Source organism: Streptomyces sp. NPDC058469, assembly GCF_042721125.1.
In the GTDB taxonomy this organism is placed as follows: Bacteria; Actinomycetota; Actinomycetes; order Streptomycetales; family Streptomycetaceae; genus Streptomyces.
Genome location: NZ_JBHXME010000005.1, coordinates 168,926 through 189,152, shown reverse-complemented (window position 1 = coordinate 189,152; position 20,227 = coordinate 168,926). Strand labels below are relative to the sequence as shown.

Below are 20,227 nucleotides of genomic sequence, written 5' to 3'. Positions count from 1 at the left end.
GGCATGTACGTTGCGCGGGAGCCGGGAGCCGGGAGCCGGGAGCCGGGAGCCGGGAGCCGGAAGCCGGAAGCCGGAAGCCGGAAGCCGGAAGCCGGGGGCGGGTTGGGCGCCGGGAGTCGGAGGGTGGGCCCGGCGCCAAGTACCTTGCGTCGAGCACGGGTTACGTCAGCGACCCGCCTGCCGTGACCACCCGGACGGTGCCGCCAGCTCTGACTCCAGCGCGACGAGTCGCGAACGCACCGGTGCCGTCGGCCGTATCGCCGCGAGCGCCCGCCAGACGTCGAGGTCGTCCTCGCCCCACGGCGCGTGCGCCCAGTCCGCCAGCAGGTCGGGGTCGCGGCGGGCGATCAGCGCCGTACGGAGGCCGTCCGCGAGACGGGTCCTGAGCCGAACCACCGCCGGTGCCTGCGAACCGGGCAGCAACGGCCCCGTGTACGCCGTCGCCGCTCCCGTGACCGCACCCCCTTCCAGCCGCCGCTCTACGATCGCCACATCCGACTCGACCGGCGAAGTGAGCCGGTAAGGACGCGAGGCGAGCAGCCCCGGCCCCAACAACCTGCGCAGCCGGGCCAGTTCGGCCCGCAACGTCACCGGCGGAACCGACTCGTCCTCGTACAGCGCGCACAGCAGCTCGTCGCCGGTCAGCCCCTCGGGATGCCGGGCCAGCAGCACCAGGATCTCGCTGTGCCGGCGGCTCAGCCTCATCTTGCGGCCGTGGAGGCACAGCTGGGCCTCATCCCGGCCCAGTGCCGTCAGTTCGGGCCCGTCGACAGGTGTCTGTTCCGGGGCGAGCAGCGCCAGTTGGGATTCGGCGGCCCGCGCCACCGCCTGCACGAAGCCCAGGCTGTGCGGATGTGCCAGCCCGTTCCCGCCGGTGATGTCCACGGCACCGAGCACCCGCCCCGTACGCGGATCGTGCACCGGAGCCGCCGCGCACGTCCACGGCTGCACCCGCCGGATGAAGTGCTCGGCCGCGAACACCTGCACCGGCCGGTTCACGGCGACCGCCGTACCCGGCGCGTTCGTCCCGACCGCGTTCTCCGCCCAGCGCGCGCCCGGCACGAAGTTCATCCGGCCCGCCTTCCGCCGGGTCGCCGGATCTCCCTCGACCCACAACAGCCTGCCCTGCGCGTCGCACACCGCGAGCAGATGCTCGCCGTCCGCGGCGAACGTGCCCATCAACTCCCGTATCAGCGGCATCACCCGCGCCAGCGGATGCTCCGCGCGATAGACACCCAGGTCACCGTCCGTGAGCTCCACGTTCGCCGTGCCCTCGGGACCGACACCGGCCCGCGCGGAACGGCGCCAGGAATCGGCCACCACCGACCGCACCGGCTGCGGCACCGTACCGGCCACGGCGAACGTCTCGTGCGCCCGGCGCAGCACCCGCACCCGCTCGGCAGGGTCGGCCCCCGGCTCCAGGGCCACCCATGGATCGGTCAACTCGGCCTCCCCTGAAGTCGATACCACGGCGATACAACGGCGGTACGGCGGCGATGCGGCAGCAGCACGACAGCGATACGGCGCCGCAACGGATGCGGACATCGTTACTCCGCAGACCGATCCGGACAACCGTTTCGACCAGGTACGACCCGAACGAACCGCAACGCTCTCGGAACCGGCTCGGATCCGCCTTGGCTCAGGCGAAATTGACCATCCTTATGTAGCGCGTCCAGTCCCAGTTCGGCCCCGGATCGGTGTGGTCGGTGCCCGGCACCTCGTAGTGCCCGATGATGTGCGCCCTGTCCTTCTGGAGGCCGTACTTCGTGCAGATCGCCGCCGTCAACCTGGCCGACTGCTCGTACAACGCGTCGGTGAACCACTGGGGTTGATCCACCCAGCCCTCGTGCTCGATACCGATGCTGCGCGTGTTGTAGTCCCAGTTCCCCGCGTGCCAGGCGATGTCGGCCTCTCGCACACACTGCGCCACATGCCCGTCGGCCGAGCGCACGAGATAGTGCGCGGACACCTTCTTCTGCGGATTCTGGAAGATGGAAAGGGTGTTGGGATACGTCTCCTGCGTGACGTGGATGATCACGTAGTCGACCGGATAAGCCGTGGGGCGGCTGGACTTCGTGTAGTTGGAGGTGCTCGCCGGCTGCCACTCGGCCGGCGGATAGTCGACGGCCTGGGTCTGCGCGCCGGCCTCCGCATCGGGAAGTAACGCGTACGGTACGGCGGCCAGCGCGGCACCCGTGAGGATGCGCCGCCTGCTCGGAAGCGGTCTTGAACGGTCCACTACGGCTTGCCTTTCAAGGGTCTTCGGGGTGTTCGGGGCGAGCGGCGGGCTCAGTGCTGGAGTGCCGCCGCGGTCTCACGCAGCCGCGCGTGCAGTCCGCGATGCGTCTCGCGCGCGGGCAGCCACTCCTTCCGGATCTTCGCCACACAGGTGTAGTTGGTGTCGCACACGTTGGCCAACGGCGATTCGACCGCCTGGGTTGCGAATTGGTAGGCGTCCAGTTCGCTGAACCCGTAGTCGCGCACCAACCAGCGCACCAGGTCGAGCTGGGAGATCCGGAACGCGTCCTCCAACGGGCGTGCCGAACCCGTCGAGATGATGTGCGTGTCCGACTCGATGCGCGGCCAGGGCGTGGCGACCCCCTTGAGCAGTTCCACGATCACCACGGTGTTCATGGCGCACTCGACCGCGACTCCGCAGGTCTCGCCCTCGCCCTGCCGCGCGTGCCCGTCGCCGAGGCTGAGCAGCGCGCCCTCCACGTTGACGCCGAGGTAGCAGGTGACCCCGGCCCGCATCTCGGGCGTGTCCATGTTCCCGCCGTGCGCGTCGGGCACCAGCGCGGAGCGCACCTCCAGGTTGGCGGGGGCCACGCCCACCGTGCCGTGCATCGGGTCGAGGGACAGTTCGACCTCGATGTCGCTGTCACGCGCGCGGAACAGCGCTGTACGGCGGGTCCGGTCCAACTGCCAGATCCAGACGGTCTCCGGAAGCGGCGGCTGCAGCGTCGCCGTGGTGTGTGTCGAGGTGAGCGCGCCGAAGAGGGGGACCGTGGTCGAGGCGGCCCAGTCCCGGGCCGGTTCGATCGACACGAAGTGCACGGCCACCGTGTCGCCCGGCTCCGCGCCCTCCACATGGAAGGGGCCGGTCTGCGGGTTCAGGAACGGGAACTCGCACACCTCGGACACCAGGTCCTTCTCGGACCGCACCCGTCCGGCGAAGCAGTCCTCCGTGTACAGGTCGAGGACCGTGCCGGGCGCGATGCGCGCCACGGGCGGGGCGCCGCCGAACGTCCAGGCGTACTCGCCCGGTTCGGGTCGCACCGTCAGGATCCGGGGGTCGTTCATGGCTGTACTGCTCCGTTCTGCGGATGACCGGTGGAGGCGGTTTCGTCGAAATGGACACGGGCGGTTTCGGCTATTCGCTCGGGGTGGCGCCGTAGCAGAACGAGCAGTACTACGACCCCTGCCGCCATCCATATGCCGACGACCGGTCCGGCGTAGGACACGGGAGCGGTCAGTTCGGTCACGAAGTCGAAGGCCGGGAGGCCTGCCGCGGTGAGCAGGGCGGGGACGAACGCGACGATCCCGAGGAGGGGGACCAGCAGGTGGCGTAGCGGCTTGAGCAACTCGCGCCTGCGGCGCAGGAAGTAGCCCGCGCAGGCCAGGTTCACGACGATGTAGACGCCGATGACGACGGTGACGATCACCGTGGCCAGGAGGAGGAACGCGGTCACCGGGTCGTAGCCGAAGCCGAGGCCCAGGACGGCCCCCACCGCGACGAGGGTCTGTACGGCGATTCCGGCGACGGGGGAGCGGTGGCGTGGGTGCAGTGTGGCCAGGACGCGGGGGAGTACCCGGATGCGGGCCAGGGCGAAGGCCGTGCGCGTCGAGACGGTGGCACACGCGTTGGCGTTGGCGATCGTCGAGTTGACCACGGCCAGGAACACCAGCACCCAGAACAGGCCGAACGACGCGCGTGCCACCCCCTCCCAGGACGCCGCTCCGGAGGCTCCGAATCCGCTGAAGCGGTCCGGCCCGAAGTACACGGTCATGGCGTAGGTCGTCAGCACGTAGAACAGGCCGATCCCGAGGGCCGCGCCGAGCACCGCGCGGTGCATCGTCCGGCGCGGGTCCCGTGTCTCCTCGGCGAGCGGTGCGGCGGCCTCGAACCCGGCGAACGCGAGCACCGTGTAGACCGAGCCGGCGAAGACTCCGCCGAGCCCCGAGTAGTCCTTGCCGGTGTGCGAAGTACCGAACACCGACAGCGTGTTGGCGCTACCGGCCTTGCCGATCAGCCAGACGGCGAACACCAGGAAGACGAGGATCTCGAAGACCCCGAGGACCGTGCCGAAGCGGGCGGAGGCACGCACGCCGAACCAGCCCGCCGCCGCGATGATCGCGGCGCCCGCGAGTGCCCACGGCCACCACAGGTTCTCCGGATAGGAGGGCCACTCCTGGTGCAGGGTGCCCGCCGTGGTGAACCCGAGTTGGAGGAGCAGCAACGGTGGGACCAGGGCCTCCACGAAGACGTAGCCCCAGCCGACCAGGAAGCCGACGGCCGGATGCAGTCCCTGCGCCGCATAGGTGGCCACCGAGCCGGCGGCGGGCAGTTCGCGGGCCAGTTCGGCCACGCAGGAGGCGGTGAACAGACAGGCCACCAGCGCGATCAGCACCGACAGCGGCAGACTTCCGCCCGCGAAGGCGGCGCCCGACGGGATCGACGCGGCGACCGCGGCGGCCGGTGCCATCGCCGTGACACTCTGGAAGAGGACCTCGCGCAGCCCGACGGCATCCCGCCGCAGCGACCCCGCAGCCGTCTGTGGCCCTCGAACTGTCTCCCCCGACACGCGAATCCTCCCTCGTCCATCCGCACCCGCACACTGCCGTCACGAGACGACGGCTGCGCCTCGCGTGAATCACGGTACGGCGCTTGCGGGTTGGGCAGTAGGGCGTGGCGTGCTTCCGTGGACGGCGGCGGAACTGTGGATAACCCGATCACTCGGACGAGTGAAGTCGGCTGTGTTTCAGGCTTGTTCGGCCACGTTGTCCCCAGCCCGTTCGGCCACCGCCGCCGGGTCGTCGAGGACGGCCCGCACCACCGAGTGCGCGGCCCCCAGCAGCGGACCCTCGGGCCCCAGCAGCGACACCGAGACCGGACAGGCGGGCCCCGCCGTGCGGCGCGCCAACTCGGCCTCCAGGGACGGCAGTAGCCAGGGCGCGAGACCGGACAGCGCGCCGCCCAGGACCACCAGCTGCGGATCGAGGAGATTTACCGCGCCGGTCAGTGCGATGCCGAGCGCCGTACCGGCGTCGTGCAGAGCACGTCGTACCGCCTCGTCGCCGTCGGCCGCGCGCGTCGCGAGAAGACCGACCCGGTCCGCGCCGGGCTTCAGCCCTGCGGCGCGCAGCACCGCCTCCTCGCCCGCGTACTGTTCGAGGCAGCCACGCCCGCCGCACGCGCACTCCGGCCCGTCGGGACGCACCGGGACATGCCCCAACTCGCCCGCGAATCCCCGTGTTCCGCGCAGCAGCCCTCCGTCGACCACGACCGCGGCGCCGATGCCGATCTCGGCCGACACATGCAGGAAGTCGCGCGGAGTGGTCTCGCCCAGCCAGAGTTCGGCGAGCCCGCCGAAGTTGGCCTCGTTGTCCACAGTGGGCGGCAGCTCGGCGGGCAGCAGCGCGCCGAGATCCGTGTCGTGCCAGTCGAGGTTCGGGGCGCGGACGACCGTACGGCCGTCGCGTGCCACCAGCCCGGGCACGGCGACCGCGAGCCCGGCAGGCCACAGACCCTCCGCGTCCGCCTCGGCGACGACCTGCCGTACCAGCGCGGTGAGTTCCGCGAGCACCGGTTCGGGGGAGCGGCCGCGGTTCACGCCGTGCCGTATGGCACGGGCCCGTATCGCGCCGCGCAGATCGACCGCACAGACCGCGAGATGGTCGACCCCGATCTCCGCGCCGATCCCGGCAGGACCGCGCCCGCTGACGGCGAGCGCCGATCCGGGTCGGCCCACCCGGCCGGGCCGCTCGGGGCCCAGCTCTTCGAGGAGCCCCGACCGGATCAGCTCGTCCACCAGCGTCGACACCGCCGCACGGGTCAGCCCGATGCGCGAAGCAACGGCCGCGCGCGAGAGCGGACCCTCGGCGCTCACCGTGTGCATCACGCGCGCGAGGTTGCGCCGACGCATGCCCTGCTGGGTGTCGGGCAGGGCACGGCCGGGCCTGGCGGGATGCGCCTCGTGCAGCGGTGCGGTCATGCCTCCGTCAGTCCTCGGTCGGTGTGCGTCAACGGGCGTCCGTCCCCCGTTCGAGGAGCGGAGCCGCGTCGGAGAGTACCCCGGAGATCCTGGCCAGCGTCGCCTCGTCGCGCTCCACGGCGTCCAGCACCGGCCCGGCGGCCGTGTTCCAGCGCCGGGCCACCGCGGCCGGATCCTCGCCGGTCAGCAGCCCCGCGGCCTGCGCGGCGGCGCCCAGCGCGACCAGCTCCTTCGCCTCCGGCACCTGGACCGGGCGCCCCGACAGCCGCCGTACGGTCTCCTGCCAGGCCGTGCCCCGGGCGCCCCCGCCGATCAGCAGCAGTGGCGTGGTGCGGTCCGCGTCCTCGTCGAGAACCAGGTCCAGCGCGCCCAGCAGGGCGTGCACGGCGCCGTCGTAGGCGGCCTGGAGGAGCTGGCCGCCGGTGGTGTCGTGGCGCAGGCCCGTCAGCAGGCCCGAGGCGTTGGGCAGGTTCGGGGTGCGCTCGCCGTCCAGGTAGGGCAGCAGCGTGACCGAAGTGCCGGGCTCCACGGCCTCGCGGTCCAGGCCCAGCAGGACCGCGACCCGGTCCACGGCGAGGGTGCAGTTCAGGGTGCACGCCAGAGGCAGCCAGTCGCCGTGCGCGTCGGCGAAGCCCGCGACCGTGCCGGACGGGTCGGCGGGCCGGTGCTTCGACACCGCGTACACGGTGCCCGACGTGCCGAGGCTGAGCACGGGGACGCCGGGGCGCAGTCCGAGACCCAGCGCGGCGGCAGCGTTGTCGCCGGTGCCGGGGGCGACCAGAGTGCCCTTGGAGAACGGCAGGTCGTGGCAGTCGCGCACCGTCCCCGCCACCTCGCCCGGCCGCACCACCCGGGGCAACAGCGCCGGGTCGAGCCCGACATGCCGGAGGATCTCCTCGTCGTACGACTCGGTGCCCGAGGCCCACCAGCCGGTGCCGGAGGCGTCGCCCCGGTCGGTGGTGCCCTGCCCGGTGAGCCGCTCGGTGAGGTAGTCGTGGGGGAGGCGTACGGCCGCCGTGGCGCGCGCCGCCTCCGGCTCGTGCTCGGCGAGCCAGGCCCACTTCGTGACCGTGAAGGAGGCGCCGGGCACGCTGCCGGTGCGCTCCGCCCATGCCTTCGGACCGCCCAGTTCCTCGATCAGCCGGCGGGCCTGCGGCGCGGAGCGCACGTCGTTCCACAGCAGAGCCGGGCGTACCGGCTCGCCCTGGGCGTCCAGGGTGACCAGGCCGTGCTGCTGGCCGCCGATCGACATGGCCGCCGCCTCGTGGGCGGCGTCCCCGCACTGGCGCAGGGCCTCGCACAGGGCGTCCCACCACTGGCGGGGGTCGCTCTCCCGGCCCGCCCCCGAGGAGACGGTGTGCGGCGCCTGGCCGCTCGCGACGATCCGTCCGGTGGACACATCGACGACCAGCGCCTTGGTGGACTGGGTGGACGTGTCCACGCCGACGACGAGCGGACCCTCGGCTGCTGACATCGGGCTCTCCCTTTTTTCCGCGGCTCTGCGGGCTCTGACCTGGTGTTTTCAAGGCTGTCCGGGGTGCGGTGACCCGTACCCCACTCCTTCAGGGACACCTTGTCCCTTCCCAGAGCTGCGTGTGCATACTAATTTGTAAACCGCCATGACGAAATAGTCGCAGCGAAGCAACAAGGAGCCGCGTCATGAACTACCAGCCCACCCCCGAGGACAGGTTCACCTTCGGCCTTTGGACCGTCGGCTGGCAGGGAAGGGACCCGTTCGGCGACGCCACCCGCCGTGCCCTCGACCCGGTCGAGACGGTGCAGCGCCTGTCCGAGCTCGGCGCCCACGGTGTGACCTTCCACGACGACGACCTGATCCCCTTCGGGTCCTCGGACACCGAGCGCGAGTCGCACATCAAGCGCTTCCGCGAGGCCCTCGACGCGACCGGCATGAAGGTGCCGATGGCGACCACCAACCTCTTCACGCACCCGGTCTTCAAGGACGGCGCGTTCACCGCCAACGACCGCGACGTGCGCCGCTACGCCCTGCGCAAGACGATCCGCAACATCGACCTGGCGGTCGAGCTGGGCGCCGAGACCTACGTCGCCTGGGGCGGTCGCGAGGGCGCCGAGTCCGGCGCCGCCAAGGACGTGCGCGTCGCCCTCGACCGCATGAAGGAGGCCTTCGACCTCCTCGGCGAGTACGTCACCGACCAGGGCTACAGCATCAAGTTCGCGATCGAGCCCAAGCCGAACGAGCCCCGCGGTGACATCCTGCTCCCCACCGTCGGCCACGCCCTGGCGTTCATCGAGCGCCTGGAACGCCCGGAGCTCTACGGCGTCAACCCCGAGGTCGGCCACGAGCAGATGGCCGGGCTCAACTTCCCGCACGGCATCGCCCAGGCCCTGTGGGCGGGCAAGCTCTTCCACATCGACCTCAACGGCCAGTCCGGCATCAAGTACGACCAGGACCTGCGCTTCGGCAACGGCGACCTGCGTGCCGCCTTCTGGTTGGTCGACCTCCTGGAGAGCGCCGGTTACGCCGGCCCGAAGCACTTCGACTTCAAGCCGCCGCGCACCGAGGACCTCGACGGCGTGTGGGCGTCGGCGGCCGGCTGCATGCGCAACTACCTGATCCTTAAGGAGCGTTCGGCCGCGTTCCGCGCCGACCCGGTGGTCCAGGAGGCGCTGCGCGCCTCGCGTCTGGACGAACTGGCGCAGCAGACCGCGGCGGACGGCCTCAAGTCGCTGCTCGCGGACCGCTCTGCCTTCGAGGACTTCGACATCGAGGCGGCTGCCAAGCGCGGGATGGCCTTCGAGCAGCTCGACCAGCTCGCCTTGGACCACCTCCTGGGAGCACGCGGCTGACCGCACGCACGCGTGCGTCACTCACGAGCCCATTGGTGTGCGTGAGTGCCCGTTCGTGACCGACCCCCGCGCGGAATGCTCCGGAATCATGCGATCCATGGCATGAGCCCGTATCAACCACCGCGCGGGGGTCGCGTCATGACCTTTGCGAGGCGACTCTTGACGGTATGGCCATGCCGCCCGTACCGCCTCGACCGCCCGGGCCTCCGGGCGCCGCCCCGCCTTCGGGAGGCGGCTTCGGACCGCCACCTCCCGGAGACTTCGGACACCCGTCGGGATCGGGAGGGGACTACGGGGACTACGGACCCCCTCCCCGTAGGCGCCCCCGACCGCTGTTCATCTTGCTCGCCGTGATCGTGGCCGCCGGAGCCGTCGCCGCCATCGTGCTGATGGCCTCCGGGGGGCACGACTCACCGGACAAGAAGGCGCCCGCGGAGAGCAGTTCGAGCACGAGCCGCAGCCCGTCCCTCACCCTCCCGACTAAGCTCCCCACCAGCCTGCCGACGAAGCTCCCGACCGCGCTTCCGTCGAACTTCCCCTCGGAACTGCCGAGCGAGGTTCCCAGCGACATCGAGTCCCTGCTCCCGTCCCTGTTCGGCTAGCCGCCCCAGGAGCCGACGCACGCTCAGATGCCGTGCGGCAGCTTCAGGTACACGACGGTCGTCTTGATACCGCTGTCGACCAACCGCCCCTGTGCGTCGAACGCGCCCGCGCCGTCCGTCATCCCGAAGTCGTTGTCATTCACGAGGGCGAGCGTGTCGTGATCCACGCGCGCGATGCCCTCGATCTTCTGCGGTACCCCGGAGACGGTCCCCAGGTCGACGACCAGCTTCTTGGCCAGCACCGGGACACCCGCGGCGGCCGGGTCGTCGAGCTGCTCCAGCGACGGGGACGTGGTGTCGTCGTCGTAGCGACCGCCGAGGATGTTCGACTTGCGCCCCAGCTCGACCACTTGGAGGCGGGCCGCCTTGTCGGTGCGCTCCTCGACCAGCAGGCGATCGTCGCCCACGGCGACCACCGAGGAGATCTTGAGTTCGGAGGCGTCGTCCTCGCTGGGGTCGACTACATTCACCGGGTCGAAGCGGTACGCGTACTCCGCCGTGACCGCCTTTTTCTTCGTGGAGAAACGCAGCAGGCGGGTGTTGAGCGACGCGTCCCCGGCATCCCCGTCCGGCAGCGACAGCGGGCTCTGCAGGGCCATCACCAGGTCACCGCCGGGCAGTTGGGCGAGCCCCTCGAAGCCGCGGTTGATCTTCCGGTGCAGCAGGACGGACGGCAGCGCCTCCACCACCGGGTAGTCAGCTCCGGTCAGGTGCAGCCCCTTGGGCACGTACCGCGTGAGCACCTTCCCGCGCGCGGAGACATGCACCAGGGAGGGCCCGTACTCGTCGACGAGCCAGAAGGAACCGTCCCCGGCCCGCACGATGCCTTCGGTGTCCAGCCCGTTCGGGTTGTACGACAGTGCCGTCTGGGCGTCGTAGGAGTACGGTGCCTCGTCGCGTCCCTGCTGGTTCGGCAGGCCGGTGACGGCCTTCCCGGAGGACGTGGTGATCGGGAGGGCGTCCAGGACCTTCACCGTGTCCCCGGAGACACGGATCTTCACGATCGCCGGGTCGAAAGCGGGCACGGGGAACGTACGGCGCTTCGTCCCGCTCACCTTGATCTGGCCGTTGGGCCCGCGGTCGGTGACCGTCCAGTACTCGCCCTTGCGGCCGGCCGGATAGATGTCGCTGCCGATACCGCCGAGATTCACTCCCCGGTCGTTGTCCACCGTCCCGGGCAACAGCGCGTTGCTGAAGGCGCCGAGCGGGATGTCGCCGAGCGTCGCCGTCCGCGTGACATGGGCGGCCTCGGCCTTCGCGGGGGCGCCGACGGCCGTACCGGCCGCGACGAGGGCGACCACCACGGCGAGCGGAACACCCACCGCGACGGGACGACGGACACGGCGTCGGACGAGGTCGCGCGGGGACATCGGGCCTCCTGAGGACAAGTTCTCTGACAGCGGCCAGAGTTGGTCCTCAGGAGGAACGATGCTCGACGGTGAGGTGAATCCGGGGTGTCGGCCGCTTGTCGGGCGGGCGCGACACCTGCGAAGGGTCGGCCGTATTTCGATCGCATCCCGTGGTACTGGCGGCTACACAGGCCCGGTGACAGACTCCTACCCCCTCCGCCCGGTCGCCGAGGACGAGTTCGCGACCGGGGCCCGTATGGTCACCGACACCTACGGAGGCGACCTGTCCGGCGAGTAACTGGCCCACGAACGAGCCGCGACCGAACTGCCCCGCACCATCGCCGCGTTCGACGGCCCCGCGCCGGTCGGCGGAACCGCGGTGCACGCGCGCGTGCTGACCGTTCCGGGCGCGTTGCTCCCAGTCGCCGGAGTCACCTGGGTCTGCGTTACCCCGACCCACCGCCGACGCGGCATCCTCACGTCGATGATGCGCAGGCAACTCACCGACCTGCACACGTCCGGCGCCGAACTGATCGCTGCACTGCGCCCCTCCGAAGCCGCGATCTACAGGCGCTACGGATACGGGCCGGCCACCCAAGGAGCCCGCCTCCGCTGCGACGAGCGCGCTGTCCGCTTCCGCCCCGGAACCGACTTCGGCGACGGAACCATCCGACTCCTGGGACGCGATCAGGCCCGCCCACAGATCGAGAAGATCTACGACCACGTCCGGACCGACGCGGTCGGCTGGCCCGGGCACAACACCAACTCCTGGGACGGCCGCTTGGCCGGCCGTCCGGAGGAGCGCGGAGGCGCGAGCGCGTTGCGTTTCGCGTTGCACCACGACGCGGACGGCCGGACGACGGGATGCGCCCTCTACCGGATCAAGCAGGACGCTTCAGGCGGCGACGGGAACGCCGTGTGGGTCGTCGAGTTGGCCACCGTCTCCCGGCAGGCGTACGCGACCCGGTGGCGCTTCCTCGCCGGTATCGACCTGGTCTCCTGGACCGAGTACGAGGGAGCGCTGGACGAGCCGCTGCCGTACCTGCTGACCGATCCGCGCGCCGTGCGCTCGGCGCCGGTCGATCGCCTCTGGGTGCGACTCGTCGACGTCGACCGAGCGCTGGCGGCACGGCGTTACGCGGGCACACTGGACCTTGTCTTGGAGGCTGGGCGTTCCCGGCGTACTGACAACAGCGGGTCGGGGGCGCGGTGCTAGTGGGCCGCGCCGAACCACCCGGGCAGTCGGCTGAAGAGGTCCTCCTGGTCGTCACCGACCCACGCCACGTGGCCGTCCGGCCGCAGAAGCACCGCGGGTGCATCCAGTTCCTCGCTGACGTCGGCTACGTAGTCGACGCGATCCGCCCAACCCGCAACCGAGAGCCGGCCGGTCCGGTCGAGCAGGAGCCCTCGGCCGGCGTGCATCAACTCGTAGAGGTGCCCCTCCTTCAGCTTCACATCCCGCAGCCGCCGGCCGAGCAGTTCATGTCCCTCGCCGAAGTCGTAGCGGATCCCGACCGCGGTGATCATCTCGGTCACGTACCGGTTCACCTCCTCGAAGTCCATCAGCGTCGAGAACAGTTCCCGTAGTGCGGTCGCACCGGGGTCGGTCCCCAGAAGCGTGATCTGCGCGCGCGTGTTGGCGACAACGCGGGCGCCCACAGGGTGCCGTTCGGTGTGATAACTGTCCAACAACCCTTCCGGAGCCCAGCCGTTGACCGCGGCCGCCAGCTTCCAGCCGAGGTTGAACGCGTCCTGCACGCCGAGGTTGAGCCCCTGCCCACCGGTCGGCGGGTGGATGTGTGCCGCGTCGCCGGCCAGCAGGACCCGGTCGACCCGGTAGCGCTCGGCCTGCCGGGTGGCGTTGCCGAACCGGGACAGCCAGCGCGGCGAGTGCACGCCGAAGTCGGTGCCCGCGACGGCCCGTAGCTGCTGCTTGAAATCGTCGAGGGTCGGCGCGGTCGCCCGGTCCTCGGCAACGCCGTCGGCGGGCACGACGACGCGGTACACGCCGTTCTCGCCGGGGCTGACGCCGAACCGCAGTTGGGTCTTGCGGACTTCTTCGACGGCGGCGGCAATGGTCGCCGGATCCTCCGCCACCTCCATCTCACCCAGCAGCGTCTCGACCGTCGCGGGTTCGCCGGGGAAACCGACGCCGAGCAGTTTGCGGACCGTGCTGCGGCCGCCGTCGCATCCGACGACGTAGCGCGAGCGTAGCTGCGAGCCGTCCGCCAACTCGACGGTCACCCCGTCCTCAACCTGACTCAACCCGACCACTTCGTAGCCGCGTCGGATCTCGGTACCGAGTTCGACGGCGCGCTCGGCGAGCAGCCGCTCGGTGACCGGCTGCGGGGTGGCGACACCGTACGGGTGAGCCGTGTCCGTCCGGTCCGGCCACGGCTTGACGATGCCTCCGAAGAGACCGCCGACCTGGAACTTCCCACTGACCGCGAGGAACCGGTCGAGGAGGCCGCGCTGGTCCATGATCTCGACACTGCGCGCGTGCAGCCCCTGCCCGCGGGACTCCCCGGTCGGCTCGGTCAACTTCTCCAGCACGACCACGTGCACGCCGTGCAGCCGCAACTCGCAGGCCAGCATCAAGCCGGTCGGTCCGCCGCCGACCACGATCACGTCAATCATCAGAACGCCCATCCAACGAGATTGGTCTCCGGCCGCCCGCTCCGCGGGCCTGTGCTTCGTGAAGCATTCGTTTCCGCAGGTCCCGGCCTCGGTCGGCCATTTTGCGGGACGCCCCGGGCCTTGCCGCAAGCCCCCCGGTGGGCTATACCTTGGGTGTGGCAAGGAGTGGACGAGCTCCTTGCCATTGCCTGTTTCCGGGTACTTCTCCGCAGGCTCGACTCCTGAGGATCGGGCGGCGAGGGTGTCGACAGCCCCCCGGCAAGGACCCGGCTGACCCCCGTACGGACACGGGGGGTGCCGCCATGGTCGCGACCGGTCACTGATTCGTACGTTTGCTCAGGTCAGCCCGTTGCCTGAGAGAGCCGGAGACCGGACATGTCCCAGACCACCGCAGTCATCGGCGCGCATGATCCGGGGGATGCCGTCGCGGCGCCTCCAGGAAGCGAGTTCGCGCCCCTCCTGCGCACGGTCAGGGGCAGAGGCCTACTGGAGCGGCGGCATGCCTGGTACGCGCGCTGCATCGCCGCCAACGCCCTCGCGCTGGGCGGCCTCGTCACCGGTGTCGTTCTGATCGGCGACTCCTGGCTGACCCTGCTCCTCGCCCCGTTGCTCGCCGTGTTCGGTGCCCGGACGGCCTTCATAGGCCACGACGCCGGCCACTCCCAGATCGCCGGCGGCAAGACCGCAAACCGCGTCATCGGCCTGATCCACGGCAACTTGCTGCTGGGGATGAGCTACTCCTGGTGGAACGACAAGCACAACCGCCACCACGCGAACCCCAACCACATCGACAAGGACCCGGACGTCGTCGCCGATGTCCTCGTCTTCACCGGCGAGCAGGCCAAGGACCGTTCAGGCTTCCGGCGCTGGCTCACCCGCAACCAGGCGTGGCTGTTCTTCCCGCTCACCCTGCTCGAAGGCGTCGCCCTCAAGGTCCACGGTTTCCAGGATCTGCGGCGCCAACCCCCTCGCGAGCGAGCCGTCGAAGGTGCTCTTCTGGTGGGCCATGTCGTGGCCTACGCGACGCTGCTGCTGATCTCGATGTCCCCGGGGAAGGCACTCGCGTTCGCCGCGCTGCACCAGGCCCTGTTCGGACTGCACCTCGGCCTGGCCTTCGCGCCCAACCACAAGGGCATGGAGATGCCGGACCCGAACGGCGACCGATGGGGTCATCTCCGCCGCCAGGTCCTCACCTCGCGGAACATTCGCGGCAGCGTCTTGACCGACTGGCTCCTCGGCGGCCTCAACTACCAGATCGAACACCACCTCTTCCCGAGCATGCCGCGGCCCAATCTGCGGCTCGCACAACCCCTGGTGCGCGCCCACTGTCAGGATGTGGGTATCCCCTACGTGGAGACGGGGCTCGTCGACTCCTACCGGCAGGCCCTGCGCCACCTCCACGGGGTGGGAGAGTCGCTGCGCGTGGAGTGGACGGAGTGACGGAACAGCCGACGGCCCGGGTACCACCGGGTACCAGTAGGGGAAGCGCCTCAGGGATGTCTCAGGGTCGCGATCCGGAACTGTGGGGAGCGCGGACCCGTTTTCAGATCAGAGAGCGGCTGCGGCCGCGGAGGAGGCGACATATGTCGAAGAGCGCGAAGATCGCCGTAGGAGGTGTGGCGGTCGGACTGATCCTGTTGATCTGGCTGCCGTGGTGGGTCGCATTCCTGATCGTCGTGGGAGTGCCGACGGCCGCATATCTCACGCTGGACCCCTCGCAGCGGCGTCGGCTGCGCCGCGTGGCAGGCAAGGAGATCGGCCGCTGACGTACCGGTGCGCTACTGCGTTCCCGGCCGGCGCTTCGTTCCCGGCCGAAGTACGGGAGCAGAGCACAGCACCGTCCGCGGGACTGCCGACAAGAGCCCTGTGGACGGTGCTCGGCCGAGCACCGTCCACGGACCGAGGAGGGTGAAGTTCCACGCGGTCCCGGGACGGCTACTGGCGGAGGCATGCCTGTCCGTGGACAGTGCACGGCCACGCGTGCGTGTGACCCTGCTTGCCGCGGCACGGACGCTGCCACCGGACATCGTCACGGGAGCCCTCCTCATCGACCCGGACGAGCGACCGTGCCCCTGGCCCCCGGACGCCCGGATCCGCGCCCAAGGGCTCAACTCGGCCGTACGGCCAGCTTGTCGAGTGCTTCCAGGAGGCCAGGAAGCTCGGGGCCCCGGCCCACCGGCAGGACCTCGCCGGGCTCGTCGTCGAGCAGGACGAACGCTATGTCGTCGGTTCGGGCCACCAATGACCAGCCGGGGCCGTCGGCGCGGAGCGTGCGTGCGTCGCCCGGTGCGAAGGACGATCTGACGCGGCCGAGGGGCGGCGGAGCGTCGATGTACGCGCGGACCTCCGTCAGTACCCGACGGACCCCGTTGTGGCCCGCCTGAGGGCCTTCCCCGGTGCCGTCAGCAGGGGTGCCGCCCGACGCGTTGTCGTCCGACGGCGTTCCGTCCGCCTCGGAAGCGGTGTCGGGGGTGGCGTCATCGAGGGTGGCGTCCGAGGCGGACTTGTCCGTCTTCGACGCGTCGCCCGCCCCGTCCTGAGCTTCCTGCGCCGAGAAGGTCGAGTCGTCGATCTGTTCCCGCCACAGGGCCCATTGCAGTGCGATCTCGTCGGCACCCAGGCGTCGCTGTGCCGGACCCCAGGTGGTGGTGTCCGGTGGAGTCAGCGGCGGCCGGTCCACGAGGTCGGGGTCCGGATCGTGCGGCGCGGGCACGTTGGGCGCCGCGACGGCGACGGCGAGCGGCCAGCCCGGCAGGGCGGCGACCACCGTGCGCTCGCTCGGCGACAGGTCGTACTCCATGCCGCAGTCCCAGGACGCGATGGCGACCGCGACCAGTGACACGTCGTCGATGACCACCGTCCACCGCGACCCGTCGCCGTCCTGGCCGAGAACCAGGCCGTACCCGTCGGCGAGCGGCGCCATACCGAGCGCCGCACAGGCCTCCGGGTAGTCATCGCCCAGCACACTCGGGAACTTCGCCGGCGTCAGCAGCACCGCCGTGAGCACATAGAGCGCATCGTCCTCGGCGGCGACGGCCTCTTCATCCGTGTCGGCCATCCCAGCCTCCCCACTATTCGTCCAACCGCGCGCACCCTAGTGTGCGCGGAAGCCGCTTGTCACGACTCCCAAGTACACCCGGAGCTGCAGTTTTCCGGCTGGACGGGGCGAAATGACCGCCGGTAACCCTAACTGTCAGGCCGCGGGAAGCCCAAGAAGCGCGCGAGCCACCGTCCGTGGCGACTCGTCACGCTCCCTGGCGAGCGCGACGACGGCCCGGCACGCCAGCTCGCTCACCCCGAAGGACAGCGCCTCCGGCGACACCCAGCCCGCTGCCTCGTCGATCCGGTCCTGGTCGTCCTCCACGCGGGCCGACACATAGACGGCCGCGGCCTCGAAGAGATTGTGCGGGCGCCGTTGCGGGCCGCTGTCCGCCTCCGCGCGCGTGGAGGTGAGAAATCTGGCGAAGGTCTTGCGGGGCCTGTCGAACATGCTGACCACCTTCCCCCTGCGTGGTTCTCTGTCGCTGACCGTTCATCTACTGCTACCCAACGTAGAGTTGGAGTTGCGGCGACAGAAGGGGGACGGGGCGGTGAAGCGCGCATCGGGCGCCCCCGCGCGGAAACGGGTCAGCCGCCGAGTGAGTCCAACGTGGCCCGCAGCCATGTCAGTTCGGCCCGGCTCGTGGCCCGCGCGATGGTGAGGATGCCGCGCCGGAAGGGATCGTCCAACTCCTCGGCGCGCAGCGGTCGGTCACCGTCGTAGAAGAAGCTCGCGGGCTCCTCCAGGAAGGCCAGTCGGCGCCGTAGTACCGCCGCTTGGGCGGTGGGGTCGGCGAGGTGCCTGAGGAAGGCGAGGATCGTGAACCAGCGGTTCTCGTCGGTGATGTCGCGCTGGGCGGGCTCGGCGAGTCGACGGAGCAGTTCGCGCCTGCCCTCCTCGGTGAGCGTCAGGACGTGACGTGGGGCGGCGACCGCGCCGGGCTCGGTGGCGCGCTCCAGGAGTTCTGCCTTCTCCAGTCGCTTGATTGCCGGGTAGAGCGTGCTCTCCGCAACGGGGCGCACGTGTCCCGTCAACGCGGTGATGCGTTTACGCAACTCGTAGCCGTGCAGCGGGGCGTCGTACAGGAAACCGAGGATGGCGAGCTCCAACATGCCCGCAGTCTGCCGCATGGGCGCTGTACATCGCTTCCCGGATACTGTGTTGACGCTATACATCGGTTGCGATGTATCTTCCTGGAGTGCTGACAACGACCGCGGTGCCAAGGAGGGCGCAAATGAAGCAGGCCGAGTTCGACGGCAAGGGGAGCTGCATCCGCTGGACGGAGACGCCGGGTGCGCGACCCGCGCGCGTGTATGTGCACGGGCTGGGGTCCGTCTCGGCCGTTTACCACGCGCACATCGCGGCCCGCCCCGAACTCGCGGGCCGGCGCAGCCTGTTCGTCGATCTGCCCGGCCATGGCATCAGCGACCGGCCCGAGGGTTACGGCTACAGCCTTGAGGGCCATGCCGACGCCCTCGCGGCCGTTCTGGACGAAGCGGGTGTCACCGGGGCCGAGTTGGTCGCGCACAGCATGGGCGGCGCCGTCGCCATCGTGCTCGCCCGTCGCCGGCCCGAACTCGTGTCTCGGCTGGTCCTCACGGAGGCCAACCTGGACGCCCATCCGCCTGTCACTGCGGGCAGTAGCGAAATCGCCTCCTACGAAGAGGGCGAATTCGTCGACGACGGGTACGCGCGCGTGCTGGAGAAGGTCGGCCCCCTGTGGGCGGCGACCATGAGACTGGCCGATCCGCGTGCCCTGTACCGCACCGCCGTGGGGCTCCGGCGTGGATCCGACCCCGTGATGCGCACGATCCTCGAAGGACTCGAGATCGACCGCGTGTATCTCCAGGGCGAGTTGAGCGGCGAACTTCCGGACAGCGAGGGCCTGGAGGCGGCAGGAGTGCACGTGGTGACCGTGCCCGGTGCCGGGCACAACGTCATGTTCGACAACCCAGAAGCCTTCGCGGCGGCGGTCGCGGGAAACGTGTGACCCGCGCGCGGGCTCAGCGCTCGCGCACGGCCAGCGCCAGGAAGCGGGCGTCCTCGTCGGCGTACGACGTCATGCGCCACCCCGAACCGGCCAGCAGCGGACGGAGATTGGGCTCCGCGCGCAGGTCGTCCGGCGTGATCTGCCGCCCCTGACGCGCCGCGAGCGCCGCCCGGCCGATCGGATGGAACAGAGCCAGCATGCCGCCGGGGCGCACCACGCGCGCCAACTCCCGCAGATTCTCCTCGGGTCGGGGCAGATGAGCGATGAGGCCCGCCGCGAACACGGCATCGAGCGACTCCGGCCGCAGCGGCAGCGCGGTGACATCGGCGAGCAGCAGGAGCCCGTCACGGCCGCGTCCGGCCCGTATGGCGGCCTCCAGCATGGCCGGGGTCAGATCCGCCCCGACCACCACTCCGGACCGCCCCACGGCCGCACGAAGCGGCGGCAGCGCGCGTCCCGTCCCGCAGCCCGCGTCGAGTACCCGGTCTCCTGATCGCAGCCCGAGTTCGGCGACCGCGGCGGCGTAGGCGGGGCCGTCGTCGGGAAAGCGGCTGTCCCAGTCGGCGGCGCGCGCACCGAAGAACTCCTGGACATGTGTGTGGTCGTCGGTCATGTTCCGCATGATCCCTCACCGACACGGATGACGCTTCGGCGCACATGTTCGAGCGTGACGCGGTCGTTCAGGTACCTCTCCGCGTCAGATTGCAACACCTTTCGAAATGCGCCCCCTTTGTGCACCCGTGCCCCTACTAGCGTCCCCTGGTCATGGGACACCTGGACCACGCCACCTTCGGCTGGCTGACACCCGTGCTGTCGTACGCGATGGCCTGTATGGGCGCCGCACTCGGGCTGCGCTGCACCGTCCGCGCGCTCGGCGCCACCGGCCGGTCGCGCCGCAACTGGCTCGTCACCGCGGCCTCCGCCCTCGGCACCGGCATCTGGACCATGCACTTCGTGGCCATGCTCGGCTTCGGCGTCAGCGGCACCGACATCCGCTACGACGTACCACTGACCATGCTCAGCCTCCTCGTCGCCATGGTCGTCGTCTGCGCGGGCGTCTTCGCGGTCGGCTACGGCCGCGACCGGGGCCGCGCGCTCTTCCTCGGCGGCCTCACCACCGGACTGGGCGTCGCGAGCATGCACTACCTGGGCATGGCGGCGATGCGGTTGCACGGTGACGTGAGCTACGACCCGATGCTCGTCGGCCTCTCCGTGCTCATCGCCGTCGTCGCGGCGACAGCGGCCCTGTGGGCGGCCCTCAACATCAAGTCGCCCGTCGCCGTCACCGCCGCCTCCCTCGTCATGGGAGCGGCCGTCAGCAGCATGCACTACACCGGGATGTTCGCGGTGCGCGTGCACGTCACCCCCTCCGGGGCGGCCCTGCCCGGCGCCACGGCGATGCAGTTCATCTTCCCCCTCGCCGTGGGCCTCGGGTCCTACCTGTTCCTGACCTCGGCGTTCGTCGCACTGTCGCCGACCACGGGAGAACGCGAGGCCACCGCCTCGGCCCAACGGCCTGTCGAGAGCGTCGCCCGCTAGCAGCCGGGCCCGGACCGACCGCGGCCCGC

The 20,227-nt window shown here is 70.6% G+C and carries 19 protein-coding genes; 7 read left to right on the top strand and 12 right to left on the bottom strand.

Annotated elements, in window-relative coordinates; translation table 11 throughout:
* Positions 1 to 165 precede the first annotated feature (165 nt).
* The 6 genes from ACFWP5_RS05400 to xylB all read right to left on the bottom strand — a co-directional run bounded on the left by ACFWP5_RS05400 (position 166) and on the right by xylB (position 7,689).
* Positions 166 to 1,443 carry a GAF domain-containing protein gene (locus ACFWP5_RS05400; protein ID WP_384150534.1) on the bottom strand — a complete coding sequence of 426 codons (1,278 nt, stop codon included), beginning with the start codon at positions 1,441 to 1,443 and terminating at the stop codon, positions 166 to 168.
* A 196-nt stretch (positions 1,444 to 1,639) separates the two neighbouring features.
* Complete coding sequence (locus ACFWP5_RS05395) at positions 1,640 to 2,239, bottom strand: N-acetylmuramoyl-L-alanine amidase (protein WP_384150531.1); 600 nt, start codon at positions 2,237 to 2,239, stop codon at positions 1,640 to 1,642.
* A gap of 50 nt (positions 2,240 to 2,289) precedes the next feature.
* The gene (locus ACFWP5_RS05390) at positions 2,290 to 3,303 is read right to left on the bottom strand and encodes an acetamidase/formamidase family protein (RefSeq protein WP_384150528.1); all 1,014 of its coding nucleotides are present in this window, start codon (positions 3,301 to 3,303) and stop codon (positions 2,290 to 2,292) included.
* Positions 3,300 to 4,805, bottom strand: coding sequence for an APC family permease (locus ACFWP5_RS05385; protein WP_384150525.1), 1,506 nt, complete (start codon positions 4,803 to 4,805; stop codon positions 3,300 to 3,302). Before ACFWP5_RS05385 ends, ACFWP5_RS05390 begins: the two co-directional genes overlap by 4 nt.
* A gap of 177 nt (positions 4,806 to 4,982) precedes the next feature.
* Entirely contained in the window at positions 4,983 to 6,215 is a 1,233-nt protein-coding gene (locus ACFWP5_RS05380) for an ROK family protein (RefSeq protein ID WP_384150522.1), read from the bottom strand.
* 28 nt (positions 6,216 to 6,243) lie between these two features.
* Positions 6,244 to 7,689, bottom strand: a complete 1,446-nt coding sequence (gene xylB / locus ACFWP5_RS05375) for a xylulokinase (protein ID WP_384150519.1) — start codon at positions 7,687 to 7,689, stop codon at positions 6,244 to 6,246.
* Positions 7,690 to 7,874: 185 nt separating this feature from the next.
* Here xylB and xylA point away from each other — a divergent pair, with 185 nt between their 5' ends.
* Together xylA and ACFWP5_RS05365 are read left to right on the top strand one after the other, a co-directional pair.
* Positions 7,875 to 9,041 carry a xylose isomerase gene (gene xylA, locus ACFWP5_RS05370; RefSeq protein WP_384150516.1) on the top strand — a complete coding sequence of 389 codons (1,167 nt, stop codon included), beginning with the start codon at positions 7,875 to 7,877 and terminating at the stop codon, positions 9,039 to 9,041.
* 350 nt (positions 9,042 to 9,391) lie between these two features.
* Entirely contained in the window at positions 9,392 to 9,643 is a 252-nt protein-coding gene (locus ACFWP5_RS05365; RefSeq protein ID WP_384150571.1) for a hypothetical protein, read from the top strand.
* Positions 9,644 to 9,666: 23 nt separating this feature from the next.
* Here the strand turns inward: ACFWP5_RS05365 and ACFWP5_RS05360 are convergent, their stop codons facing one another.
* Positions 9,667 to 11,013 carry an esterase-like activity of phytase family protein gene (locus tag ACFWP5_RS05360; protein ID WP_384150513.1) on the bottom strand — a complete coding sequence of 449 codons (1,347 nt, stop codon included), beginning with the start codon at positions 11,011 to 11,013 and terminating at the stop codon, positions 9,667 to 9,669.
* Positions 11,014 to 11,290: 277 nt separating this feature from the next.
* Here ACFWP5_RS05360 and ACFWP5_RS05355 point away from each other — a divergent pair, with 277 nt between their 5' ends.
* The gene (locus ACFWP5_RS05355; protein WP_384150569.1) at positions 11,291 to 12,208 is read left to right on the top strand and encodes a GNAT family N-acetyltransferase; all 918 of its coding nucleotides are present in this window, start codon (positions 11,291 to 11,293) and stop codon (positions 12,206 to 12,208) included.
* Here the strand turns inward: ACFWP5_RS05355 and rox are convergent.
* Positions 12,205 to 13,629, bottom strand: a complete 1,425-nt coding sequence (gene rox, locus ACFWP5_RS05350) for a rifampin monooxygenase (RefSeq protein WP_384150566.1) — start codon at positions 13,627 to 13,629, stop codon at positions 12,205 to 12,207. The two genes, ACFWP5_RS05355 and rox, sit on opposite strands and share 4 nt — an antisense overlap.
* 375 nt (positions 13,630 to 14,004) lie before the next feature.
* Between rox and ACFWP5_RS05345 the strand changes: the two genes are divergently transcribed.
* Positions 14,005 to 15,069 carry a fatty acid desaturase family protein gene (locus ACFWP5_RS05345; protein WP_384150510.1) on the top strand — a complete coding sequence of 355 codons (1,065 nt, stop codon included), beginning with the start codon at positions 14,005 to 14,007 and terminating at the stop codon, positions 15,067 to 15,069.
* Positions 15,070 to 15,212: 143 nt separating this feature from the next.
* On the top strand, positions 15,213 to 15,395 hold the full coding sequence (locus tag ACFWP5_RS05340) for a hypothetical protein (RefSeq protein WP_019062690.1): 183 nt from the start codon (positions 15,213 to 15,215) through the stop codon (positions 15,393 to 15,395).
* A 341-nt stretch (positions 15,396 to 15,736) separates the two neighbouring features.
* Here ACFWP5_RS05340 and ACFWP5_RS05335 read toward each other — a convergent pair whose 3' ends face one another.
* The 3 genes from ACFWP5_RS05335 to ACFWP5_RS05325 all read right to left on the bottom strand — a co-directional run bounded on the left by ACFWP5_RS05335 (position 15,737) and on the right by ACFWP5_RS05325 (position 17,781).
* A complete protein-coding gene (locus ACFWP5_RS05335) occupies positions 15,737 to 16,687 on the bottom strand; it encodes a hypothetical protein (RefSeq protein WP_384150507.1) in 951 nt (316 codons plus the stop codon).
* A gap of 135 nt (positions 16,688 to 16,822) precedes the next feature.
* On the bottom strand, positions 16,823 to 17,119 hold the full coding sequence (locus ACFWP5_RS05330; protein ID WP_384150504.1) for a hypothetical protein: 297 nt from the start codon (positions 17,117 to 17,119) through the stop codon (positions 16,823 to 16,825).
* A 137-nt stretch (positions 17,120 to 17,256) separates the two neighbouring features.
* Positions 17,257 to 17,781, bottom strand: coding sequence for a PadR family transcriptional regulator (locus ACFWP5_RS05325; protein WP_384150501.1), 525 nt, complete (start codon positions 17,779 to 17,781; stop codon positions 17,257 to 17,259).
* A gap of 122 nt (positions 17,782 to 17,903) precedes the next feature.
* Here ACFWP5_RS05325 and ACFWP5_RS05320 point away from each other — a divergent pair, with 122 nt between their 5' ends.
* The gene (locus tag ACFWP5_RS05320; protein WP_384150497.1) at positions 17,904 to 18,659 is read left to right on the top strand and encodes an alpha/beta fold hydrolase; all 756 of its coding nucleotides are present in this window, start codon (positions 17,904 to 17,906) and stop codon (positions 18,657 to 18,659) included.
* Positions 18,660 to 18,672: 13 nt separating this feature from the next.
* On the opposite strand, the gene ACFWP5_RS05315 is transcribed toward ACFWP5_RS05320, so the two are convergent.
* The gene (locus tag ACFWP5_RS05315) at positions 18,673 to 19,272 is read right to left on the bottom strand and encodes a class I SAM-dependent methyltransferase (RefSeq protein ID WP_384150494.1); all 600 of its coding nucleotides are present in this window, start codon (positions 19,270 to 19,272) and stop codon (positions 18,673 to 18,675) included.
* Between the two features lie 152 nt (positions 19,273 to 19,424).
* On the opposite strand from ACFWP5_RS05315, the gene ACFWP5_RS05310 reads away from it, so the two are divergent.
* Positions 19,425 to 20,198: an MHYT domain-containing protein gene (locus ACFWP5_RS05310; protein WP_384150491.1), complete on the top strand. Its 774-nt coding sequence runs from the start codon at positions 19,425 to 19,427 to the stop codon at positions 20,196 to 20,198.
* Positions 20,199 to 20,227 lie beyond the last annotated feature (29 nt).